The organism is Kitasatospora humi (assembly GCF_020907985.1).
In the GTDB taxonomy this organism is placed as follows: domain Bacteria; phylum Actinomycetota; class Actinomycetes; order Streptomycetales; family Streptomycetaceae; genus Kitasatospora; species Kitasatospora humi.
Genome location: NZ_JAJJPA010000050.1, coordinates 1 through 21,754 on the forward strand (window position 1 = coordinate 1; position 21,754 = coordinate 21,754).

The following is a 21,754-nucleotide window of genomic DNA, read 5'->3' on the forward strand; positions in this document are numbered from 1 at the left end:
TTGATCGGGGAAAACTTGTAAAGCGGGGGTCGTCGGTTCGAACCCGACAGGGGGCTCAGCGAACGAAGCAGCACGGCGCACGACGAGGGCCAGGTCACCGGGTTTACCCGGGGGCCTGGCCCCTGAGCGTTGTTCGAGCGGTTTCAGTAGAGCCCGCCGTGGCTGGTGGCGGGCGGCTCCACGGTTTTACTCGCCTCCCAGGCTCGGGACCCGAGTCGAGCAAGAACGGGGGCCACTCGGCCAAATTGCGGTCAGGCCCTAAGAGCCCTGACCGAATCGCAACAGCTTAGGGCCCCTGATCATGCTCGACCACAAACCAGGCAGGACACTGGCCAAAACCGCTCCGCTGCCCGTGAGGGAACTCTGCCGCTCACTACATTTGAGAATTCTAGCCGGCACTACCGAGGTAAATTCTAACACCACATCCAGCGATCACGCTCGGCAATAATCAACGCCTGTTATCGCCTCATGCTTGACTGTCGCAAAACATCAGCCAGTAGCGCCACCGAGCTATGCGGGTTCGGCGGCCGGTGTGGAACGGATGTCGACTTGCAATGCATAGCGCGCCGAATTGCTTCCTCATAGGTAGAGAACGGAAAGGCTTCGGGGAGATTTTTTCCTGAGAATCCGTGGCGCTCCTTGAGTCTCGCCAAGGCCTCGGCGCCAGCGATCCAAGTCGTTTGATCAGCAAAGTGCCAGAGGAGCCAAATTTCGAAACAAGGGTTGCTGATGGCGAGCGAGACGCCCTCTTTCCGAGCGAGGGAGCATGCAGCCTCAAGTGACTGGTGGTTGTCCACATCGACGGCACACCACGTTGCATCGAAAGGATCACCTGCTCGCTGCTCGCGCGCTCTCCTGGTGATAGCTTCCTTGACCACCGAAAGCGGATCCTTCCCGAGGCCGACAGGCCTTACCGAGATCACCTGGATTGCTCGCGAGTTGAGATGCCTGGCCAGTCCCTCAAAGTACTGGGGTTCAGTCTTGATGCCCTCCGTGACAATCAAGATCTTCTTCCCGGCCACCTTTCGGTTGCGCGGCTTCTTAAGTTCATGACTTCCACGCCTGATGTGCCCCCCCCATTCCCTTATCGCCCCACTTCAAGGGCGCGCTGAAAATCCTGCCATGAAATCTGCGGCACAGACCCATATCGGCCACTTAGGTAGCGACGTTCGATGTTGTGATCGCTTTTGACTGGAAAGTCTGTCAGCGGATACAGGTCTGTCGCCCCATTCAGATCCTTCTCCGTGAACCACACATCTTCTCTCCCAAGGGCACCGCCGGAGAGGTGGCTCATGAGGGAAGTGTCGTGTGAAGCAAAGATAAGCTGAGCTCCGGTCTGATTGTACTCGGGCGTTTTGAACAGCTCAATCATTGCCGAGACTAGCTTTGGATGGAGACTCGCATCGATTTCATCAACTGCAAAAACCCCACCCCACTCCATGGCGCGCAGTGCAGGAAGAGCCAGAGACAGCCATGAGACCGTTCCGGCGCTCTCCCGAGAGATATCCAGGCGGTACTCACTACCATCTCCGGTGGAATGCCAGAAGCCAATTTCCTTCTGCTGCTCTGCGATGAAATCATCCACGGAGCCCCCGGTCGAGTTCGGTGACTCGGCGCTGGAAATGATCGTGCTCAGCGCCTTGTAGACGTGGCGAATGTTATCCAGCTGTCCCTCTGGAATCTCCTTGGACTCTGCTGAGATCCGCAAGATTCCCAGATCTGCAAACCTCAGGAGGCTTTCTGCCTTGCGCCGGACCGAGTCGTCCTCGATCCATTTTCTGATGGATCGAATTCGACCGGCCTGCTGCTGCTCAGAGAATGGGACATATTCGAAGTGGCTCGTAAGGTAGTGCTGGATCCTGCCAAGCTCTTTATGCTTCCAATGGGTGGCCACCGAAAGGAAGAGGCTGTGACTGCCCATGACTCGGGCAATCCTGCGATTGTCACCCTTTAGATTGCGGCCGAATTCGATGTCATTCGGTGTCCCTCGCTCGAAAAGCACCCTCTTTCGCCCCGAAGGGTAGCTGTACAGCCATTCAGATTCGACTCCAGATCTGCTGACCTCAAATCCATAAGTGTGCCGGATGTCTTTGATCGTGAAGTCGATCTCATATGCCGAAGGATCATTTTTGGATGTTTTGTCAAGCAGAAACGGCGAACGCGGGAATTCGTCCCAGTGCGCCGACCGCTGGAGGGCGCGGCGTGCGAAATCCAGTGCATCGAGAATATTTGTCTTGCCCGATGCATTGGCGCCAAAGATTCCAGCAACGCGGTTAGTGACCGGCCGCCAGTCGCCATCGGCGGGTCGACTTGCCGAGAAGCCGGCCGTGGTCATGGAGAGCTCGATGGTGTCACGGATGGACCGATGGTTCGTGGCTCGGAACCTCAGCAGCATGGCTCTCACCTTGGTAGCAGTTTCGTCGTCCTCCTGGACGGAAGCCGCCTCAGATGGCTCTGAGACCGTACTATCATGGCGCACTCGTCGGCGCAGCGGTAAGCCCAAAGTCCCTCCAATGGCTGAACAGGGCATCTCACCTGCGTACGTTCGCGCCAAGCCAAGCCCGGCCTGATCGAAACCCGTTCCGTGCCCGCTGCGCGCCCTTCGGCTAGCGCGGCCGCCGCGGCGAAGGACAGTGAGACGCCCGGCTGTCCCGCAGGTCAGCGAGTCGCCAGATCAGCGCAAATCTGCGTCCGCCGTCTGCAAGCTGGTGCTGTATAGCGGCGGCGTGCTGCAACCTCCGTGACCCCAGGGGACCAAAGGGGCACCATCCATGCCACAGACGTGCCAGATTGGGCGGTACGTGGCGATCAGTCGCGGGTGCCGGCGGTGTGACGGCCGAGGAACCGGGCAGGCAGGGCAAGTCGCAGGTCACGCTGGATATTGAACGCCTGTGAGCGGGGGGCCGTGGGTTCGAATCCGACAGGGGGCTCCGTCATCGCCGGCCTCGGACGACTCGTCCGGGGCCGTTTGCGTGGGCGGGTGGCGGGCGGGTCGGGGGTGCGCGGGGTTGGGGGCGTCCTTGTGGACCGGCCGGGGCGGGCTGCCTGCTGGGGAGTTCGCGGTGCTCGGGCGGCTCGGGTCGGTGGGCGGGTGACGGCTGCGCGTGCTGCGGGTGGGCGGGGGATCTGAGATCTTTTACGTCTCTGCTGTTGGTTACTGATGGGGCGTTGTGTCTTGATGGGGGACTTGATGGGGTACGAGCGGGCAGGACGCGCCGGCGGACACCGCCTGGCACCGGTGGTGGTGGCGGCTCTGGCGCTTGCGCTGGTCACGGGTTGCGGGGGCACCGCACGGCCGGTTGCTCCGGGGGGTGACGGCAAGGCGCCTGCGACGGATCCGGCTCAGAAACCGCCGGTCGCTGCCGATGCGGCCTTCCGCGACCACGACCTCGTGATCAGCGCGGGCTGTACCGTGCCCGGGTCCCGGCCCGCCAAGGTGTGGGTCGAGGGATACGATCCGGGTAGTTGGAAGAAGACCGTGTCGGTCGAGTTCACGCTCCCGGCGCAGGCGGTGGTCAGTACCGCCGGAGGGCAGCTGAGTGCCCTGCAAGACCTGTGCGCGGGCAACTTCCCGGTTCCCGGGGGTGACGACGGGGCCGCCTCCGACCGCGCCTTCGGGCCCAGGGTCCGGGAGCTCTTCGACCACGACTTCAGTCGGCTCGCGGTGGTCACCACCGACGACAAGACGGGCGCGAGCCACGTCGGTTACGTCGACCGTGCGGGCAAGTTCACCGATCTCACCGGAACCGCCTCGGGGTTCAGCAGCACTCCCCACGAGCAGGACGCGCTCTTCGCCCCCGACGGCGGGAGCGTCTGGTTCACCTACCGGGATCCGGGCGGCCAGTTCCACATCGCCAGCCGTGCCCTCACCTCCGATCACCGGCTCGTCGACCAGTGGTCGGGGCCGACCGACGGCGCCGACGACCTCGATCTCCAGTTGGGTGGCAGCCCGCTGCGCGCCGTGGTCGGTGGAACCGTCCGGTTCGGCCCGGACGGCCGGCGGGCGGCCGGGTTCATCGACGGTGCGGGTGACAACGTGGTGGCCGTGCCGTCGAGCGGCGTCCTGAAGACGAACGGCGATGCCGGCGCGATCACCGACCAGGACTGCGATCCATCAGGATGGGTCGACGACCACACCCTGCTGTGCGCCCCCAGGGGGCTGTCGCCTGCACAGCCCCCGTACCAGAACAACCTGTGGACCCTTGATGTCGACCGGATGCACCCGGGGGACTACGAGCACGCCAAGGACGCCGCCAGCCCGCCCCTGCTGCCGGCGACCGACCGCAAGAACCTCCCCGAGGTGGTCTCGCCTGACGGCAAGAAGCTGCTGTTCCGTTCCGTGCAGGGCAAGGACGAGAACGCGTTCGTCACCGACCTGACCCCTGGCGCCCAGCCGCAGCAGATCACCGCCCCTGAGGCGGCCACGGCCCTGGGCTCGGGGGATTGCGTCCTGGAGTGGCGCTAGTCGTCCGGCTCAACCCGGCGCGTGAGCACCATAGGTGACCATGCGTCAGGCCCGACGCTCCCCTCCACAGGGCCGGGCCTGACGCCGTTTCCGGAGCCGAGCCGCGCGGTCGCTCGTGGGCGCCCGGCTCGTGCAGCGCTGTCAGTGGGCGGCTGCGACGTTCTTGACCAGGGTCTCGGTCAGCGCCACGCCGGCGGTTCCGGTGTTGCGCTGGTCGTTGTCGAGGGTGGACACCACGATGCCGCCGACGCGCGCGGCGACGAGGGTGGTGCCGCCATCCAGGTTCGGCGAGGTGATGACCGCCTCGACCGCCTCGTCGCCGAGGCCGGTGAGCGGCTTCAGGGTGACGGTCTCGGTGTAGGTCTGGCCGTTCACCGTGGTCGGGAAGGTGTGGCAGGCGGTGAGGTTCTGCTTCAGGGTGGCCATCATCGTGATCGCGTCGTTGCCGCGGTAACTGCTCACGTCCTGGGCGAACATGTCCTGCGCGTCGTCCGTGTAGTCGTTCTGGGCGAAGGACGCGTAGTTGGCCCCGGCCGAGTCGGTCCAGTTCGTCTGGCGGAGCATGTCGCAGGCCTTCGGAGGCGCGACCGGGGACGGCGCGATCGGGGGGTTGAAGCCGTCCCCCGTGCTCTGGGTGCCGCTCGGGTCCAGCTTGAGGTTCTGCGGGAGCGCGCTGGCCGGCAGCAGCAGGGCGTTGAGCTTGTTGCCGTTCGGCAGGCCGGCGGTGCCCCCGGTGGGGCTGGGGCTCGACGCGGGCGACGCGGCGGACGACGCGGCGGACGACGCGGCGGCGGATGCCGGGGCGGCCGAGGTGTGCGCGGCTCCCGAGGAGCAGGCGGTGAGACCGAGAAGCGCGGCGGTGCCGCAGGCGACCAGGGCGGTTCGGCGGAGGTGCTGGGACATGACGGGGTGCGCCTTTCGGGCGGAGACGAAGCTGTGTGAGCGGCGCGCCAATAAGATCACGGCGTGTGAACCGCGTCAACACAGGAGTTTTCTGTGAGGAGAGTTGTAAGATCGCGTTGAGTCATAGCGCTGCCGGAGGGGGCCGCATCAGTGCCGGAGATCAGGACAGACGTCACGGCCGCAGGGATCGCGCGGTTGGCCGGAGTCGGTCGCGCCGCGGTCAGCAACTGGCGGCGCAGGCACGCCGACTTCCCCAAGCCCGTCGGCGGCACCGACGCCAGTCCGGTCTTCGATCAGGCCGAGGTCGAGCAGTGGCTGCGCGACCAGGGCAAGCTCGCCCAAGTGCCGCTGCGGGAACGGGTCTGGCAGCAGGTCGAACGGGACCCGGCCGGGCCGGCCGCCGCGCTCCGGCTGCTCGGTGCCGTCCTGCTGCTGCGCGGTCGACCCACCCGGTGGCAGGAGTTGGCCGACGCGGACGACCGCCGGCTGTCCGGTGAACTGCCCCAGGCGCTGGCGGAAGTGCTCCGCGACCGGCTGGGCGAGGACCACCCGGTGCTGGTGCCGGGCGGACCGGACCTGGCCGAGCGGTCGGCGCTGCTGCGCGGGGGCGTGGAGCTCGCCAACGAGCTGGGCGCCCGCGAGGCCTACGAGTTCCTGATGGGCCGCCACCTGGAGTCCGGACCCCGCCAGTACACCCTGACGCCCGCGCCGCTGTCCGAGCTGATGGCCGAACTCGCCGGCCCGGCCGAGCTGGTGCTGGACCCGGCCTGCGGCTTCGGCGGTCTGCTGGTCGCGGCCGGTGCCACCGCGGCGGTGGCGGGCCAGGAGGCCGATCCGGACCTCGCCGCGCTGACCGCGCTGCGCCTCGCGCTGCACACGCGGGGGCCGGTGCGGATCAGGGTGGGTGACAGCCTGCGCGCCGACGCGCACCCCGGGCTGCGAGCGGACGCCGTGCTGTGCCATCCGCCGTTCAACGAACGCTCCTGGGGGCACGAGGAGCTCGCCTATGACACCCGCTGGGAGTACGGGCTGCCGCCGCGGACCGAGTCCGAGCTGGCCTGGATTCAGCACGCCCTCTCCCACCTGCGGGAGAACGGCTGCGCCGTGCTGCTGATGCCGCCCGCGGTGGCGTCCCGCAAGTCGGGCCGGCGGATCCGGGCGGACCTGCTGCGGCGCGGTGCACTGCGGGCGGTGGTCGCGCTCCCCGCCGGAGCGGCCCCGCCGTTCGGGATCCCGTTGCACCTGTGGATCCTCCGCCGCCCCGCGGCCGACGCGGCCCAGCAGCAGGGCCTGCTGCTGGTGAACGCCGCCGAGCGGTCGGACGGCGGGGAGAAGCCGTCGTGGCCGGAACTGCGCGCCATGGTGCTGGAGGACTGGCTGGCCTTCGACCGCGAGGACGGTACGCCGGAGCGACCCGGCGTCAGCCGGACCGTTCCGCTGGTCGATCTGCTGGACGACGAGGTGGACGTGACGCCGGCCCGGCACCTGCCGGTGCGGGCGACGGGCACCGGCGACGCCGGGCCGAGCGAGGTGCGCGGCCGTCTGAGCGAGGCGTTGCGCAGCACCGTGGAACTGCTGCCGGTGACCGGCGTCCAGGGTGCGCCCGCCCGCTGGCCGGTCACCAGCGTCGGCGCACTGGCCCGGAGCGGTGCGCTGTCGATGCGGACCGGGGGCGCCGGTGCCGGCGTCGGCGGCCCGCCGGTGCTGACCGAGCACGACGTCGTGTCGGGCGGCGCGCCCTCCGGTGTGCTGCCCGAGGGCGAGGAAGAGGCGCCGGTGCTCACCCGGGTCGGGGACGTGGTGATCCCCGTGCTCGGCCGGGGCACCACGACCCGCGTGATCGACGAAGCCACGGCCGGTGCCGCGCTGGGCCGCAACGTGCACCTGCTGCGACCCGACCCGGCCGTCCTGGACTCGTGGTTCCTCGCCGGTTTCCTGCGGGGCACCGCGAACAACCGGCAGGCCAGCAGCTTCACCACGAGCGCGACCCGACTCGACGTGCGCCGCCTCCAGGTGCCCCGGCTGCCGCTGGCCGACCAGCGGCGCTACGGGGAGCGGTTCCGTGCCGTCACCGCGTTCGAGGAGGCGTCACGGCGGGCCGCCAGACTGGGCGAACTGCTCGTCCAGGGCTTGTACGACGGGCTGACGGACGGGACCATCAGCCCTACCTGACATCGGCGGACGGGTGCGGCACCGGGGTCGGTAGGCTGACCCCGGCAACCGCCGATCACCCTCCGCCGACCAGGAGCTGGCCCATGTACGGCCCCGTCCCGACAGCGCCGCCACGCGGGCCCGGCGCATCAGCGTGGCGGGTGGTCCTGCGGGTGGTGCTCAGCATCGTTCCGGTGCTGTCCATCGGCATGCTGGGGTGGGTGTCGATGCTGTGGCTGGCGCTCGTTCACCGGCGCACCCGCGACTGGCTGATGCTCGTGCTGACGGGGGCGACGGCCATCGGCGGGTTGGCGCTGATCGGCCCCTCCGACGGGGAGGGCGGGCAGACCACCGCCGGAATGGTGCTGCTGCTCGGGACCGCGGTGTTCGTGCCGGCGTACTTGCTGGCCGTCGAGTTGCGGCCGCAGCAACCGGTCGGGGCAGCCGCCGTTCCGGGGCCGTTCGCGGGGGCGCCGCTGGTGCGTTCGGCTCAGCCGGTGCAGCACGCTCAGCCGGTGCAGCAGGTACCGCTGGTGCAGCCGGTACCGCCGGTGCGGCCGAGCCAGCCGCTACCGCCTGGCTACCCGCCGCCGGGCCGGCCGCGACAGGACCGCATCGGCGAGGTCAGGGCCGGGCTCGACGAACTGAGCGCCTATCTCCAGCAGCAGGACCGCTCGTGAAGGGCCGGCTCGTCGCCGGGCGCTACGAGCTGGCGATGCTCATCGGGCAGGGCGGCATGGGCCAGGTGTGGCTGGCGCACGACCGCACGCTGGACCGGCGGGTGGCCGTCAAACTGCTCCGGCCCGACCGGGCACCCGGAGCGGACGAGTCCGACGAGGTGCGGCGGCGCTTCGCCCGGGAGTGCCGGGTCACCGCGCAGGTGGACCACCCGGGGCTGGTCACCGTGCACGACGCGGCGAGCGACGGCGACGACCTCTACCTGGTCATGCAGTACGTCCAGGGCGCGGACCTGGCCGACCACCTGGCCGAGCACGATCCTTACCCCTGGCCGTGGGCGGCCGCCGTGGCGGCGCAGCTCTGCCCGGTGCTGGCCGCCGTGCACGCGGTGCCGGCCGTGCACCGCGACCTCAAGCCGCGCAACATCATGATCCGCCCCGACGGCACCGCGGTCGTGCTCGACCTCGGTGTCGCCGCCGTGCTGACGAATGACACCACCCGGCTCACCCTCACCGGGTCACCCATCGGCAGCCCGGTGTACATGGCGCCCGAGCAGGCGATGGGCGGTGCGGTCGGCCCGCGCGCCGACCTCTACGCCCTCGGCGTGATCCTGCACGAACTGCTGAGCGGCACCGTTCCGTTCGCCAGCCCCTCGCCGCTCGGCGTGCTGCACCAGCACGTCTACGAGCCGCCGCCGCCACTGCGCCGGATCCGGCCGGACACACCGGTGGCACTGGAGGCCCTGGTCCTGCGGCTGCTCGCCAAGGACCCACGGGACCGGCCGGCCGACGCCGCGGAGGTCCACCGGGCGCTGGTGCCCCTGCTGCCCGGGCCGGACGCGGCCCGCCCCGACGGCTTCGAGCCGCCGATGGACCCGACCAGGCCGTTCCGGCTGCCGTACGCGCCCTGGCACGGCGGCCAGCCGCAGCAGTCGCCGCCCCCCGCGCCGGCTGCCGTTCCGTTCCCCACGCCGGCTGCCGTCCCGTTCCCCGCGCAGGTCGGCGGGCCGTCCCACGCGCTCAGCGCCGTCCCGTACCCCGCGCCCGCCGCTGTCCCGGCCCCCGCGCCGGCCGGCGGGCAGGCCGTGGGGAACGCGGATACGGCCGCGGCCGTCGAGGAGGCGAAGCGGCTGCTGGACGCAGGCCGGGTCAGCCAGGCGGCCGGCGTGCTCGGAAGCGCACTGTCGGCGGCCGAGCAGGCCCACGGCCGGCACGCGCCCGTCGTCCACATGTTGCGGAAGCACTACGCCGCGACCCTGCTGGAGGACGGTCAGTTCCACGCCGCGCTCCCGCAGTTGCGGCTGCTGGGCGAGGAGCGCGCGGGGCAGGTCGGCCCGACCGACCCGCAGGTCCTGCGCTTCCGCGTCGAGGCGGCGCAGTGCCTGGAGCACCTCGGCGACCAGGTGTCGGCGCTCGCCGAGTACCAGGCGCTGCTGCCCCTGCTGGACCGGCATGCGGACGACGATCCGGCGCTCCTGCTGGAGGTCCGCCGCCGCACGGCGCACCTGCTCATGGTGGCGGGTGACCACGCCGCGGCCCGGGCGGCCCTGCACGGGCTGCTCCTCGAAACCGAACGGCGCTACGGCCCGCACCACCCGCTCGCGGCCGAGACCCGGCGGGCCCTCGGCTGACGCGACCGACGGAAGGCCGGGCCGCCGCGCGGGGCACCGCCGCGCCCGTGAGCCGCCGGTCCGGGCGCCGGCCGCGTGCGGTCGCGTCCGGGCAGCCCCGACGCCGACGCCGACGAAGTGCGTCCGCTGTCCGCAGACGCCGTCCGCAGACGCTGTCCGCTGTCCGCCGTCCGACGAGCGCCGCCAAGCCCGACGCCCGGCACGCCACGACGTGCCGGGCTGACCCGGTTCAGCGGCGGCCCCAGCCGGGCGGCGGGGCGATCTTGCCGGGCATGATGCGGGAGTACTCGATGTTGCGCGAGCAGAGGGTGGGCGTCGCGAAGTCGAGGATGTTGGTCTCGATCAGGGTGACCCAGCCCATGGTGCCGTCGGTGTCGGACGGCACCTGCATGGTCACCCAGATCTCGATGGCCGCCCGGTTGCCGGAGACGATGGGCGTGCCCTGGAGCCCGGACATGCCGGCCTGGGGCGCGGTGACGCCGACCCAGTAGTCGTGGATCTCCTTGCTCCCGTGGAACATCTGGTCGGACACGGACGGGACGGACTGGTACTCGGCGTCGGGGGTGAAGAGCCGCACGACGGCGTCCGCGTCCTTGGTCTGCCAGGCCTTGAGGTAGGCGGCCATCCAGCGGGTCACGTCGTGCTCGCGCAGTGTCGGGGTGTGGGCGGCGGCGGCCGGGACCGCCGTGGCGGCGACGACGGCCGCGGGCACCGCGGTCGCCAGGCCCACGCGGAGCATCGTGCGGCGGTCGGGGAGAGCGGGCATGGTGCGGTTCCTCCTGGGGGGTCGGCGGACGGCTCGCGGTGGCACCGGGGGCGGGCGGCACGCGGGGAGGACGCGGAAAGGGAAGGGTGTGCCGTCGGGGAGTGATGCGCCCGGTGCGCCGGATCAGGATAGGGCGGACCTCGCGGGGTGGCGGCGTTGCTGCTCGAACTCCCGATCACAGCGTTCAGTTGATGCAGTATCGACGCGCAAACATACTGCACGACCGTTCGGTTATGAGATAGCGTCAGGGATCGACGGAAGCCGAAGAGAAGGGGAGCGCGATGGACATCCGAACCCTGCACGTCCGGGCGCTGGAGCTGGCCACCGAGGTGGTCGACCAGGTCACCGCCGACCAGCTGTGGCGGCCCACGCCCTGCGCCGACTGGCGGTTGGGGGAGTTGCTGGCGCACATGATCGGCCAGAACCACGGGTTCGCGGCGGCCGCCCGGGGCCTGGGGGACGACCTCCACCAGTGGCGCGACCGCCCCTTCCCCGGGACGCCGGCGCGCAGTTGGGCGGTCTCGGTCGCCGACGTCGTCGAGGCCTTCGCCACCGCCGCTGCGCCGCTGCGGCTCCCGGAGGTGCGGCCCGGCCTGGACATCCCCGTCGAGACCGCCGTCTCCTTCCACCACCTCGACACCCTGGTGCACGCCTGGGACGTGGCGGTCACGCTCGGCCTGCCGTTCGAGCCACCGCAGGAGCAGGCCCGGGCGGTCCTGGCGGTGGCTGCCCGGGTGCCCGCCGGTCCGGACGACCGCCGGCCCGGCGGGTCCTTCGGCGGGGTGCTGGCGCCCGGCGCCGGCGCGTCGGAGTTCCACCGGGCGCTCGCCCTGCTCGGCCGGGACCCCGCCTGGCAGCCGGTGGGGCAGCCGGTGTGACGACTGGTCAGCGGGCGAGTTCCTCGTAGCCGAACAGGCCGGCCAGCAGCACGGCGATGACGGCGGTCTGGGCCGCCCCGCAGAACTGGTGGCCCAGCAGCGTGGTGGCCCCGATCACCGGGGCGGCCACCAGCCGGGGCAGTTGGGGCGCCAGTCCCAGGGTCCGCCGGATCGCCGCGTTGGTGACCAGGTAGAGCATCACCCCGCCGGCCAGCGCGCCGGCGAACTGCCAGCTCAGCGGCGCGGTCGGGGCGCCCAACGCGGCCCGGATGCCGGCCGTGAAGAGCAGCACCCCGAGCAGCAGCCCGTAGTGGCCGACGTTGTAGACGTTGACCGCGATCCGGTTGCGCACGTCGTCCGGCAGCCCCGACAGCACCCGCTCGGCCTGCTCGTCGTCGTCGTGCCCGAAGTACGCCCACCAGAGCGCGACGCAGACCGCCAGCGCGAGCAGCGCCGTGGCCAGCGGGCCGGCCTCCAGGGTCGCGGCGCCGGTGCCCAGGGCGATCACCGACTCGCCGAAGGCGATGATGATCACCAGGCCGTGCCGCTCCACGAAGTGGTCGGCGCGCAACTGGAAGTTGGGCAGGTCGACCAGCCGCGGGATGACGAACTGCAGGGCGAAGGCCAGTACCCACAGGCTGAGTTGGGCCGATCCGGTGAGGAATCCGCCGAACACCACCAGGCCCGCGTTCACCGTGTTGAGCAGCCCCATCCGCACCACCGAGTGCCCGGCCACGCCGTGCACCGCGAACAGCCCGGTGTGCAGGGCCACCACGACCAGGTAGGCCCAGCCGAAGGCGACGCCCTCGCCCTCGAAGGCGTGCGGAATGGTCAGCGCGATCACCAGGAAGCTCACCATGGTGAGCAGCAGCAGCCCGCGCCGCGGGTGGGTGTGGGGCGGCATCGCGTTGGTGGCCCAGGTGAAGGCGTCGTACATCCACCAGATGATGGCGAGCACCACCATCACCCGCAGCAGCCCGGACGGGTCGAGGTGGTGCACCAGGCTGGTGCTCAACTGGGTGATGGTGAAGACGAAGACGAGATCGAGGAAGAGCTCCAGCGGCGAGACCCTGAGCGTGTCCGGCTGAAGCGTGTCGGATTCGGTGGTCACTTCGGTGGTCACTTCCGGAGTATCGGCCACGCGTTCGCCAACCGGTGCCAGGGGGTGCCGGGTGACGGCAGGTCAGTCAGTCGGCGCAGTGCGGCCGTTCGCGCCCGCCCGCCCGCCGGAACCCGGTGGGCGCCATGCCGACCCGGCGGGTGAACAGCCGGGTGAAGTACGCCGGGTCGTGGTAGCCGACCGCCTGGGACACCTCGCGCACCGAGTGGTCGGTGGCGAGCAGCAGCCGCTTGGCCCGGGAGAGCCGGGCCCGCAGGATGTACTCCTTCGGCGTGGCCCCGGTGGCCCGCTGAACCTCGCCGCGCAGCGCCGCCTCGTCGAGCCCGAGCCGCCGGGCGTGCTCGCCCACGCTGACCGGTTCCACGGCGTGCTCGTCCAGGTAGCGGACCACCTGGGAGAGGTCGGCGTCCACCCGGCCGACCAGCAGCTGGGCGAGCAGCTGGTGGACCAGGGCGGCCGCCACCACGTCGCGGTGCGCCGCGCCGCTGCGCACCGCCATGGTCAGCCGGTCGAAGACCCGCAGCAGCTCCCGCACACCGGGACCGAGCGGCACCACGGGGTGCTCCCGGTCCAGGCCGCCGAGCGCCTCGTGGGCCCCGGCCGCCGGTCCGTCGAACAGCACCCAGCGCTCCGACCAGCCCACCGGGTCCGGCTGGTAGGCGTGGTAGAGCCCGGGGAAGACCACGAAGGCCGCGGGCGCCCGCACCGGCAGCCGGCGGCGCGGCCGGTCGCCCCACTCCAGCCAGCCGGCGCCCCGGGTGACCAGCATCAGGCCGTAGCAGTTCAGCACCCGGCCGTCGAACTCCATCCGCCGCACCTGCTGCCAGCCCACGCCCAGGCAGACCAGCCCGAGCCTGCGGTGCTCCGCGGACGGGGTCAGGTACTGCGCGAAGCTGCGCACGGGGCCTCCTGGCGCGTCCTGGAAGGGAGCACCAGGATGCCGCCGAGGCCCTCGGAAAGTCCAAGGGGATGGACAACGGCCGTGGTCAGCGCGGTGCACCGGGTCGAGGGGAAGTCCATGGTCTGCTGGAGAGGAGTTCAAGCGGGGCCCCGTGCCGTCCGCGAGCACGGAGCCTGCCCGGGAACACGACCGTGAGGAGTCCGCTGCCGATGCCCAGCCTGACCTACGACCGGGACGGCTTCGCCCTGGACGGCGCGCCGCTGCGGATCCTCTCCGGCGCCCTGCACTACTTCCGGGTGCTGCCCGAGCAGTGGGAGGACCGGCTCGCCCTGCTGCGCGCGATGGGCCTCAACACCGTGGAGACCTACGTGCCGTGGAACCTGCACGAGCCGAGACCGGGGCGGTACGACTTCACCGGCCGGCTCGACCTGGCGGCCTTCCTGCGGGCCGCCGAGCGCCAGGGCCTGCACGCCCTGGTCCGGCCCGGCCCGTACATCTGCGCCGAGTGGGAGTTCGGCGGGCTGCCGGCCTGGCTGCTGAAGGACCCGGGGATCCGGCTGCGCTGCGGCCATCCCGGCTACCTGGCCGCCGTGGACCGCTGGTTCGACGAGCTGCTGCCCCGGCTGCTCCCGCTGCTCGTCGAGGCCGGCGGGCCGGTGCTGGCGCTCCAGGTGGAGAACGAGTACGGCTCCTACGGCACCGACGGCGACTACCTGCGCCACCTCGCCGACGGGCTGCGCCGGCGCGGCGTCCGGAGCCTGCTGTTCACCTCGGACGGCCCGGAGCACCCGATGCTCCAGGGCGGCACCCTGGCGGGTGTGCTGCCGACCGCCAACTTCGGCGACCGGACGGCGGAGTCCTTCGCGGTGCTGCGCGAGTACGCCCCGGACGCGCCGCCGGTCTGCATGGAGTTCTGGAACGGCTGGTTCGACTACTGGGGCGAGCCGCACCACACCAGGGACGCGGCGGACGCCGCCCGGGTGCTCGACGAGATGCTCGCGGCCGGCGCCTCGGTCAACCTCTACATGGCCCACGGCGGCACCAACTTCGGATTGCTGAACGGGGCCAACCTCACCGACGGCCGCCTGGAGCCGACCGTCACCAGCTACGACTACGACGCCGCGATCAGCGAGGACGGCCGGCCGACCGCCAAGTTCTGGGCGTTCCGCGAAGTGCTCGGCAAGTACACCGAGCTGCCGCCGCCGCCCGCCGACCGGGAGCCCGAACGGCTGGCCCCGCGCACCCTGTCGCTGGGCGATCCGCGTCCGCTGCTCGACCTGGCGGTGGCGGGCGTCGAGCCGGTGCGGGCGCCCTACCCGCTGGCCATGGAGGAACTCGACCAGTCCTACGGCCTGTTGCTCTACCGCTGCCGGGTCAGCGGGCCCCGGGGGACCGAGGAGCTGGTGGTGGACGGCCTGGGCGACCGGGCCCAGGTGTTCCTGGACGGCCGCCCGATCGGGGTGCTGGACCGCACCGGCCGCACCGGTGGCCCGGTCGAACTGGCGGTCCCGGCCGGCGGCGCCTGGCTCGACCTGCTGGTGGAGAACCTGGGCCGGGCCAACTACGGTCCCGGGCTGGCCGATCGCAAGGGCATCACCGGCGGGGTGCGGCTGGGCCGGCAGTTCCTGATGGGCTGGCAGATGTTCCCGCTGCCGCTGGACGACCCCGCCGCCCTCCCGGACGTGCCCGGCGGCGCCGATCCCCAGCCCGGCCAACCGGTGCTGCGCGGCGCCGAGTTCGAGGTGGAGCAGCCGGCCGACGCCTTCGTGCACACCGCAGGCCACGGCAAGGGCCTGTGCTGGGTGAACGGCTTCCTGCTCGGCCGGTTCTGGGACATCGGCCCGCAGCAGACCCTCTACCTCCCCGCCCCGCTGCTGCGGCCCGGCCGCAACGAGCTGGTGCTGCTGGAGCTCGACGGGCCGCGCGGCGACGGCCTCGACCTGGTGGCCGAACCGGTTCTGGACCGGCTCGGCGGCTGATCGGCCACCAGGCGCGCCGGAGGCGAGCGGCTGATCGGCCACCAGCCCGCCGGACGCGGGCGGTTGGTCGGTCACCAGGGGCGCCGGACGCGGGCCGGTGGTTGACGGTCAGGCCGCTGGACGCGGGCAGCTGGTTGGCGGTCAAGCCTGCCTGGTCGGCAGCACGATCGCCTGGCGGAGGTTCACCGCGGGCCGGCGGCTGGTCGTCCAGGCGATCAGGTCGGCGATGTCCTCGGCCGTCAGTGACTCGATCGCCTCGAACATGCCGGCCAGCTGGTCGGCGAGTTCGGGGTTGGCGACGCCGTCTGCCAGCTCGGTGTCGGTCAGGCCGGGTTCGACGTTGGTCACCCGGACGTCCAACGGGCCGAACTCGGTGCGCAGCACGGCGGACAGGTGGCTCAGCGCCGCCTTGGTCGCGCCGTACACCGCGTAGCCGGGGAACGGCACGTGGGCGCCGATCGAGGAGACGTTGACCAGGTCGGCGGTGCGGCCCCCGGCGGCGGCCGCCACCAGGTCGGCGCGGAAGGCGTGGATCACCCGCAGCGCGCCGGTCAGGTTGGTGTCGATCATCCGGGCCCAGTCCCCGTCGGGCTCCGCGCGCGGGTGCGCGACGGCCACCGGGTTGGGCAGCATCACGCCGGCCGCGTTGACCACCAGGTCGACCTGGCCCCAGGCTCGGTGAACGGCGGCGGCGGCCCGGTCGACCGACCGCTGGTCGGTGACGTCCACCGGGACGGCCAGGGCCCGGCCGCCGACCCCGGTGATCGCGGCGGCCAGGGCGTCGAGCCGGTCGGCCCGGCGGGCCAGCAGGGCCACCCGGGCGCCGTTGGCGGCGAGTAGCCGGGCGGTGGCCTCGCCCATGCCGGAGGCGGCTCCGGTGATCACGGCGGTGCGGTCGGCGAGTGCGGGGTAGTGGGACACGTGGGGCTCCGTATCGAAGGGGGCGGTCGGTTGGTGCTCCTCGATGCTGCGGCGGCCCGGCGGCCGGACCCAGGGTGGTGTTGAACCTGGGTCTGCCACAACCAGGATCCGGGTCACCCGGGCGGCCTAGGCTGGGGGCCATGGAGAACACGTTGGGGGAGTTCCTGCGGTCGCGACGGGCCCGGATCCAGCCGGGGGAGGTGGGCCTGCCGTCGTACGGGCGGCGCCGGGTGCCGGGGCTGCGCCGCGAGGAGGTCGCGCAGCTGGCCGGGGTCAGCGCGGACTACTACGTGCGGCTGGAGCAGGGGCGCGGGTCGAGCGTGTCGGACGCGGTGCTGGACGCGGTGGCCCGGGTGCTGGGCCTGGACGCGGTGGAGCGCGAGCACCTGCGGCTGCTGGCCCGGCCGCCGCACCGGGGCGGGCGACCGGCCGGTACGGCGGTGCGCCCGGGGGTGCGGCTGCTGCTGGACCGGATGGCGCAGGTGCCGGCGTTCGTGCTCGGCCGCCGGATGGACGTCCTGGCGTGGAACGCCCTGGGGGACGCGGTGAACGGCTTCTCCGAGCTGCCGCCAGGGCGGCGCAACGCCGTCCGGCAGGTGTTCCAGGAGCCGCGGGCCCGCGAGTTCTACCGCGAGTGGCCGGTGGTGGCCGAGGAGACCGTGGGCTATCTGCGGCTCTACGCCGGGCGGCACCCGGACGACCCGGAACTGGCCGCACTGGTCGACGAAGTGTCCGACCACAGCGCGGAGTTCCGGCGGCTCTGGGCCGACCACCGGGTGCGGGAGAAGAGTTGGGGGCGCAAGCTGCTGAGCCACCCGCTGGTCGGGGAACTGGACTTCGGCTACGAGACGTTGGCGCTGCCCGGGGAGCCGGAGCTGCTGCTGGTGGGCTACACCGCCGAGCCGGCCGGCCCGACCGCGCAGCGGTTGACGCTGCTGGCCGGTTGGACCGCCGGCGAGCGGCAGGAGGTGGCCGGATGAGCGCGGACCGGGCCGGTGCCCCGATCGAGTGGCTGACCGTGGCGAGCCCGCTGCCCAGCGGGCCGCTGGCGGTCGGGGTCACCGACCTCGGGGTGGCCGCCGTGCAGTTCCTGGCCGACACGCTGCCGGCCGGGTTGCCGCAGGTCCGCGACCCGCGCCGCGCGGCTGCGGTGGCCGCCGCCTTCGAGGCTTACTTCGCGGGCCGCGCGCGCCGGTTCGAGCTGCCGCTGGACTGGCGGCTGACCGACGGGCCGCACCGCACCGTGCTGCAGACCCTGCACGGCACGGTGCCCTACGGCGAGACGGTGACCTACGGTCAGCTGGCCGGGCGCAGCGGCGCGTTCCCCGATCTCGCGCAGACCCCGGGGCTGGCGGCGCGCGCGGTCGGCCAGATGATGGGCGCCAATCCGCTGCCGGTGCTGGTGCCGTGCCACCGGGTGGTGGCGGCGGACGGGCTGGGCGGCTTCGGCAACGGGCGGGTCGGGCTGGACGTGAAGCGCTGGCTGCTCACCCTGGAGGGCTGGTTGGCGCCGACCCTGGACTGGGACGGGCCGAGCTGAGCGGCGTTCTTCCGATCCGCTCGCGGAAATCGGAAAACCGCACGCCATTCGAGCACGATAGCTAATCATACTAATTCCCCCAGCTGATCAATCACTCGTACGAGTGATTGCGGCTCGGCGTGGCGTGGCGAGACCCTGGAATCAAGCAGTCCATATCTCGCTTGGGGGAGGGTTTTCGTCATGACAACCGAAGCCACCGTCGGCATTCCGGCGCCCGGTTCCGAACCGTTCGACGCGCAGCAGAGCCTCGCGACGGCCGCTGCTCGCAACCTTGCCACCACCACCAAGTCCGAGCCGCAGATGCAGGGCATCAGCACGCGCTGGTTGCTCCGGATGCTGCCCTGGGTCGAGGTCGGTGCGGGCACCTACCGGGTGAACCGCCGGCTGAGCTACGCGGTGGGCCGGGGGCGGGTGAGCTTCGTCAAGACCGGTGCCCGGGTGAAGGTCTGGGCGCCGTCGCTGCGCGAGGTCCCGACGCTGCGCGGCTTCGAGGACGACGCGGTGCTGACCCAGCTGGCCGATCGGTTCGTCCAACGCGACTTCCGGGCCGGTGAGGTGCTGGTCGAGGCCGGCCAGCCGATCAACGAGGTCTTCCTGATCGCGCACGGCAAGGTCAACCGGATCGGCAGCAGCAAGTACGGCGACAGCGAGGCCGTGGTGGGGGTGCTGGCCGACGGCGACCACATCGGTGACGAAGCGCTGACCGTGGCCGACGGCCTGTGGCCCTACAGCGTCAAGGCGGTCACCGCCGGTACGGCGATGGCGCTGCCCTGGCCCGCCTTCCAGGAGCTCGCGGACCGCTCCCCGGAGCTGCGGGACCACGTCATGCGGTTCCTCTCCGCCGCCCAGCAGCCGCAGACCAAGCACGGCGAGGCCGAGATCGAGCTGGCCGCCGGCCACGAGGGCGAGCACGAGCTGCCCGGCACCTTCGTGGACTACGAGCTCCAGCCGCGCGAGTACGAGCTGAGCGTGGCGCAGACGGTGCTGCGGGTGCACAGCCGGGTCGCCGACCTCTACAACGACCCGATGAACCAGGTCGAGCAGCAGTTGAAGCTCACCATCGAGGCGCTGCGCGAGCGCCAGGAGTACGAGCTGGTCAACAACCCGGACTTCGGTCTGCTGCAGAACGCCGACTACGACCAGCGGATCCAGACCCACTCCGGTGCCCCCACCCCCGACGACATGGACGAGCTGCTCAGCCGCCGCCGCGGCACCCGGTTCTTCCTGGCCCACCCCAAGGCCATCGCCGCGTTCGGCCGGGAGTGCAACGCGCGCGGTCTCTACCCGGACACCGTCGAGGTCGAGGGCCAGCGGGTGCCGGCCTGGCGCGGGGTGCCGATCCTGCGCTGCAACAAGATCCCGGTCGTGGACGGGCACACCACCTCGATCCTGGCGATGCGTCTCGGCGAGGACAAGCAGGGAGTCATCGGCCTGCGTCAGACCGGAATCCCGGACGAGGTCGAGCCCGGGCTGAACGTCCGGTTCATGGGCATCAATGAAAAGGCGATCATTTCCTACCTGGTGAGCGCGTACTATTCGGCGGCCATTCTGGTGCCCGATGCCATCGGTGTTCTGGAGAACGTCGAAGTCGCCCGCCCGCGCGACTGATTCTCGTGCCGCCCGGTGCCGCCTCGGGAGATCAGCGGGGCGGTGCCGCAGCGGGGGCCGATCAAACCAATGACCGATTTTCTGGGGGGCCGGAACCCATGGGCACCGATACGCTCAACCGGGGCGAGAACCATCGGGAGGAACGCGCGGTCGGCCTGGGCCGCGTGGCGCCGCGTGACGACGACCAGGCCGCCGAACTGCTCGCCCGAGCCCGCAGCGCGGTCGACCCGGCGCTGAGGGCCGCGGTCGACACCATGCCGGAGTCGATGGCCCGGATCGCCGCCTACCACTTCGGCTGGCGCGAGGCCGACGGCTCGCCCGCCGGCGCCGACTCCGGCAAGGCCATCCGCCCGGCGCTGGTGCTGGCCGCGGCCCAGGCCTGTGCCAGCGCCGGCACCGCGGGGCTGCCGGCCACCGCCGTGCCGGCGGCCGCGGCCGTCGAGCTGGTGCACAACTTCACGCTGCTCCACGACGACGTGATCGACCGGGACGAAACGCGCCGTCACCGACCGACCGCCTGGCGGGTGTTCGGCGCCACCGAGGCGATCCTGGCCGGCGACGCGCTGCACTCACTGGCGCTGCGCACCCTGGCCGGGGACGACCATCCGGCGGCCGGTCCCGCGATGCGCCGGCTGGCCGACTGCGTGGTCGAGCTCTGCGGCGGCCAGCAGGCGGACTGCGCCTTCGAGCAGCGCAGCGCGGTCTCGTTGGAGGAGTGCCTGGCCATGGCCGAGGCCAAGACCGGCGCCCTGCTCGGCAGCGCCTGTGCCATCGGCGCGCTCTACGGCGGGGCCGACCAGAGGGCCGCCGACGCGATGGACGCCTTCGGCCGGCAGATCGGCCTGGCCTTCCAACTGATCGACGACCTGATCGGCATCTGGGGGGATCCGGCCGTCACCGGCAAACCGGCCGGTGCCGATCTGCTGGTCCGCAAGAAATCGCTGCCGGTGGTGGCCGCGCTCGGCTCGGGCACTCCCGCCGGGGCCGAACTCGCCGAGATCTACGCGCTGGACCGGCCGCTCACCCCGGCAGAGGTGCGCCGCGCCGCCGCCGCGGTGGACCGGGCCGGCGGCCGCGCCTGGGCGCAGGGCGCCTCCTGCGAGCGGATGGCCGCCGCCATCGAGCACCTGGCCCTGGCCGTGCCCGAGCCGTCCGCCACCGACGACCTGCTGGCCCTCGCCGAACTGGTCACCCGCCGCAACCGCTGACCGTCCGCTGGCCGGCACCGCCATCGACCGCCGGCCGACCCCGACCCCGACCCCGACCCCGACCCCGACCCCGCGCATCCCGTCGAACGCCCGCCGCAACCCGTCGAACGCCCGCGCATCCCGCTGGACGCCCGCCGCAACCCGTCGAACGCCCGCGCATCCCGCTGGACGCTCGCCGCAAACCGTCGGACATCCGCCGCATCCGCCTGGCCCGCTCCGCTGCGGGCGTCCCCCGTTTCCCTCACCCGAGTTCACCGTCACCTGCCGCAGCCGGCCCTGGGTACCGCGCTGCCCTGACGCAGAAGGCTCACCCCATGAGTTATGCCGACATCGGCATCACCGTCATCGTGCTGGCCCTGTTGGCCGTCGCCCTCAAGCTGCTGCAACGCTGGGTCCCGCACCACGTCCGGGAGACCCACAACGACGTGGCGGGGTTCATCTTCGCCGCCGTCGGCGTGCTCTACGCCGTGTTGCTCGCCTTCGTGGTGGTCACCGTCTGGGACAACAACGACGCGGCCCGCAGGACCACCTTCCAGGAGGCCGACGCGTTGGCCGACATCTACTGGATCTCCCGGGAACTGCCCGCGCCGCTCGGCCCGCAGTTGGAGCAGCAGACCCTCGCCTACGCCCGGACCGTCGAGGACACCGAGTGGCCGATGATGGCGCATCACAAGAGCGACCCGGAGGCCACCGAACTGGTCTACCAGATCCGTGACAGCGTCTTCTCGATGAAGCCGGACGGGCCCACGCAGCAGGTGCTCTACGACCACGCGGTGAGCCACCTGGAGGACCTGGCCTCGCAGCGCCGTGAGAGGCTCAACCAGGTGGACGACGAAGTCCCGGTGCTGCTCTGGGTGGCGCTGATCGTGGGCGGAGTGCTCACGGTGGGCTTCACCTTCCTCTTCGGGCTCTCCAACACCCTGGCCCACACCTTGATGATCCTGTCGCTGGGTGCCCTGGTGGTGGTCTCGCTCCTGGTGATCAAGGAGATGAACTTCCCCTTCAC

At 71.4% G+C, this 21,754-nt stretch carries 17 protein-coding genes and 1 pseudogene; 11 read left to right on the forward strand and 7 right to left on the reverse strand.

Going from position 1 to position 21,754, the window contains the following annotated elements; all coding sequences use genetic code 11:
- Positions 1-458: 458 nt before the first annotated feature.
- Together LN042_RS38130 and LN042_RS30515 are read right to left on the reverse strand one after the other, a co-directional pair.
- Positions 459-1,022 carry an RloB family protein gene (locus LN042_RS38130; protein WP_372495848.1) on the reverse strand — a complete coding sequence of 188 codons (564 nt, stop codon included), beginning with the start codon at positions 1,020-1,022 and terminating at the stop codon, positions 459-461.
- Between the two features lie 62 nt (positions 1,023-1,084).
- Entirely contained in the window at positions 1,085-2,395 is a 1,311-nt protein-coding gene (locus tag LN042_RS30515) for an AAA family ATPase (protein WP_230054658.1), read from the reverse strand.
- 1,017 nt (positions 2,396-3,412) lie between these two features.
- On the opposite strand from LN042_RS30515, the gene LN042_RS30520 reads away from it, so the two are divergent.
- Positions 3,413-4,465, forward strand: coding sequence for a hypothetical protein (locus tag LN042_RS30520; protein WP_230054659.1), 1,053 nt, complete (start codon positions 3,413-3,415; stop codon positions 4,463-4,465).
- A gap of 141 nt (positions 4,466-4,606) precedes the next feature.
- Here the strand turns inward: LN042_RS30520 and LN042_RS30525 are convergent, their stop codons facing one another.
- A complete protein-coding gene (locus LN042_RS30525; RefSeq protein ID WP_230054660.1) occupies positions 4,607-5,368 on the reverse strand; it encodes a hypothetical protein in 762 nt (253 codons plus the stop codon).
- Between the two features lie 150 nt (positions 5,369-5,518).
- Here LN042_RS30525 and LN042_RS30530 point away from each other — a divergent pair, with 150 nt between their 5' ends.
- The 3 genes from LN042_RS30530 to LN042_RS30540 all read left to right on the forward strand — a co-directional run bounded on the left by LN042_RS30530 (position 5,519) and on the right by LN042_RS30540 (position 9,827).
- Positions 5,519-7,540 carry an N-6 DNA methylase gene (locus tag LN042_RS30530; RefSeq protein ID WP_230054661.1) on the forward strand — a complete coding sequence of 674 codons (2,022 nt, stop codon included), beginning with the start codon at positions 5,519-5,521 and terminating at the stop codon, positions 7,538-7,540.
- Between the two features lie 83 nt (positions 7,541-7,623).
- On the forward strand, positions 7,624-8,199 hold the full coding sequence (locus LN042_RS30535) for a hypothetical protein (protein WP_230054662.1): 576 nt from the start codon (positions 7,624-7,626) through the stop codon (positions 8,197-8,199).
- Complete coding sequence (locus LN042_RS30540; protein ID WP_308191889.1) at positions 8,196-9,827, forward strand: serine/threonine-protein kinase; 1,632 nt, start codon at positions 8,196-8,198, stop codon at positions 9,825-9,827. Before LN042_RS30535 ends, LN042_RS30540 begins: the two co-directional genes overlap by 4 nt.
- A 229-nt stretch (positions 9,828-10,056) precedes the next feature.
- On the opposite strand, the gene LN042_RS30545 is transcribed toward LN042_RS30540, so the two are convergent.
- Positions 10,057-10,593, reverse strand: coding sequence for a nuclear transport factor 2 family protein (locus tag LN042_RS30545; protein ID WP_230054663.1), 537 nt, complete (start codon positions 10,591-10,593; stop codon positions 10,057-10,059).
- A gap of 281 nt (positions 10,594-10,874) precedes the next feature.
- Between LN042_RS30545 and LN042_RS30550 the strand changes: the two genes are divergently transcribed.
- Positions 10,875-11,471 carry a TIGR03086 family metal-binding protein gene (locus LN042_RS30550; protein ID WP_230054664.1) on the forward strand — a complete coding sequence of 199 codons (597 nt, stop codon included), beginning with the start codon at positions 10,875-10,877 and terminating at the stop codon, positions 11,469-11,471.
- A 7-nt stretch (positions 11,472-11,478) separates the two neighbouring features.
- On the opposite strand, the gene LN042_RS30555 is transcribed toward LN042_RS30550, so the two are convergent.
- On the reverse strand, positions 11,479-12,594 hold the full coding sequence (locus LN042_RS30555; RefSeq protein ID WP_230054665.1) for a low temperature requirement protein A: 1,116 nt from the start codon (positions 12,592-12,594) through the stop codon (positions 11,479-11,481).
- A 64-nt stretch (positions 12,595-12,658) separates the two neighbouring features.
- Complete coding sequence (locus LN042_RS30560) at positions 12,659-13,492, reverse strand: helix-turn-helix transcriptional regulator (RefSeq protein ID WP_230054666.1); 834 nt, start codon at positions 13,490-13,492, stop codon at positions 12,659-12,661.
- A gap of 209 nt (positions 13,493-13,701) precedes the next feature.
- On the opposite strand from LN042_RS30560, the gene LN042_RS30565 reads away from it, so the two are divergent.
- Positions 13,702-15,471: a glycoside hydrolase family 35 protein gene (locus tag LN042_RS30565; RefSeq protein WP_230054667.1), complete on the forward strand. Its 1,770-nt coding sequence runs from the start codon at positions 13,702-13,704 to the stop codon at positions 15,469-15,471.
- A gap of 141 nt (positions 15,472-15,612) precedes the next feature.
- Here the strand turns inward: LN042_RS30565 and LN042_RS30570 are convergent, their stop codons facing one another.
- Positions 15,613-16,392 carry an SDR family oxidoreductase gene (locus LN042_RS30570; protein ID WP_308191890.1) on the reverse strand — a complete coding sequence of 260 codons (780 nt, stop codon included), beginning with the start codon at positions 16,390-16,392 and terminating at the stop codon, positions 15,613-15,615.
- A 140-nt stretch (positions 16,393-16,532) separates the two neighbouring features.
- Here LN042_RS30570 and LN042_RS30575 point away from each other — a divergent pair, with 140 nt between their 5' ends.
- The 5 genes and pseudogenes from LN042_RS30575 to LN042_RS38245 form a co-directional block, all read left to right on the forward strand.
- Positions 16,533-17,372: a helix-turn-helix transcriptional regulator gene (locus LN042_RS30575; protein ID WP_230054668.1), complete on the forward strand. Its 840-nt coding sequence runs from the start codon at positions 16,533-16,535 to the stop codon at positions 17,370-17,372.
- Positions 17,369-17,932, forward strand: a complete 564-nt coding sequence (locus LN042_RS30580; protein ID WP_230054669.1) for a methylated-DNA--[protein]-cysteine S-methyltransferase — start codon at positions 17,369-17,371, stop codon at positions 17,930-17,932. Before LN042_RS30575 ends, LN042_RS30580 begins: the two co-directional genes overlap by 4 nt.
- Positions 17,933-18,112: 180 nt before the next feature.
- Positions 18,113-19,540, forward strand: coding sequence for a family 2B encapsulin nanocompartment shell protein (locus LN042_RS30585; RefSeq protein WP_230054670.1), 1,428 nt, complete (start codon positions 18,113-18,115; stop codon positions 19,538-19,540).
- 98 nt (positions 19,541-19,638) lie between these two features.
- On the forward strand, positions 19,639-20,748 hold the full coding sequence (locus LN042_RS30590) for a family 2 encapsulin nanocompartment cargo protein polyprenyl transferase (protein WP_230054671.1): 1,110 nt from the start codon (positions 19,639-19,641) through the stop codon (positions 20,746-20,748).
- A 314-nt stretch (positions 20,749-21,062) separates the two neighbouring features.
- Positions 21,063-21,725: pseudogene (locus LN042_RS38245) on the forward strand (bestrophin-like domain); the annotation flags it as partial.
- Between the last annotated feature and the right edge of the window lie 29 nt (positions 21,726-21,754).

What these genes read in the sequence shown, in the direction of transcription:
- LN042_RS30515 (WP_230054658.1), bottom strand. Translation starts at nt 2,395, where the DNA reads ATGCTGCTGAGGTTCCGAGCCACGAACCATCGGTCCATCCGTGACACC.
- LN042_RS30525 (WP_230054660.1), bottom strand. Translation starts at nt 5,368, where the DNA reads ATGTCCCAGCACCTCCGCCGAACCGCCCTGGTCGCCTGCGGCACCGCC.
- LN042_RS30535 (WP_230054662.1), top strand. Translation starts at nt 7,624, where the DNA reads ATGTACGGCCCCGTCCCGACAGCGCCGCCACGCGGGCCCGGCGCATCA.
- LN042_RS30545 (WP_230054663.1), bottom strand. Translation starts at nt 10,593, where the DNA reads ATGCCCGCTCTCCCCGACCGCCGCACGATGCTCCGCGTGGGCCTGGCG.
- LN042_RS30550 (WP_230054664.1), top strand. Translation starts at nt 10,875, where the DNA reads ATGGACATCCGAACCCTGCACGTCCGGGCGCTGGAGCTGGCCACCGAG.
- LN042_RS30565 (WP_230054667.1), top strand. Translation starts at nt 13,702, where the DNA reads ATGCCCAGCCTGACCTACGACCGGGACGGCTTCGCCCTGGACGGCGCG.
- LN042_RS30575 (WP_230054668.1), top strand. Translation starts at nt 16,533, where the DNA reads ATGGAGAACACGTTGGGGGAGTTCCTGCGGTCGCGACGGGCCCGGATC.
- LN042_RS30580 (WP_230054669.1), top strand. Translation starts at nt 17,369, where the DNA reads ATGAGCGCGGACCGGGCCGGTGCCCCGATCGAGTGGCTGACCGTGGCG.
- LN042_RS30585 (WP_230054670.1), top strand. Translation starts at nt 18,113, where the DNA reads ATGACAACCGAAGCCACCGTCGGCATTCCGGCGCCCGGTTCCGAACCG.
- LN042_RS30590 (WP_230054671.1), top strand. Translation starts at nt 19,639, where the DNA reads ATGGGCACCGATACGCTCAACCGGGGCGAGAACCATCGGGAGGAACGC.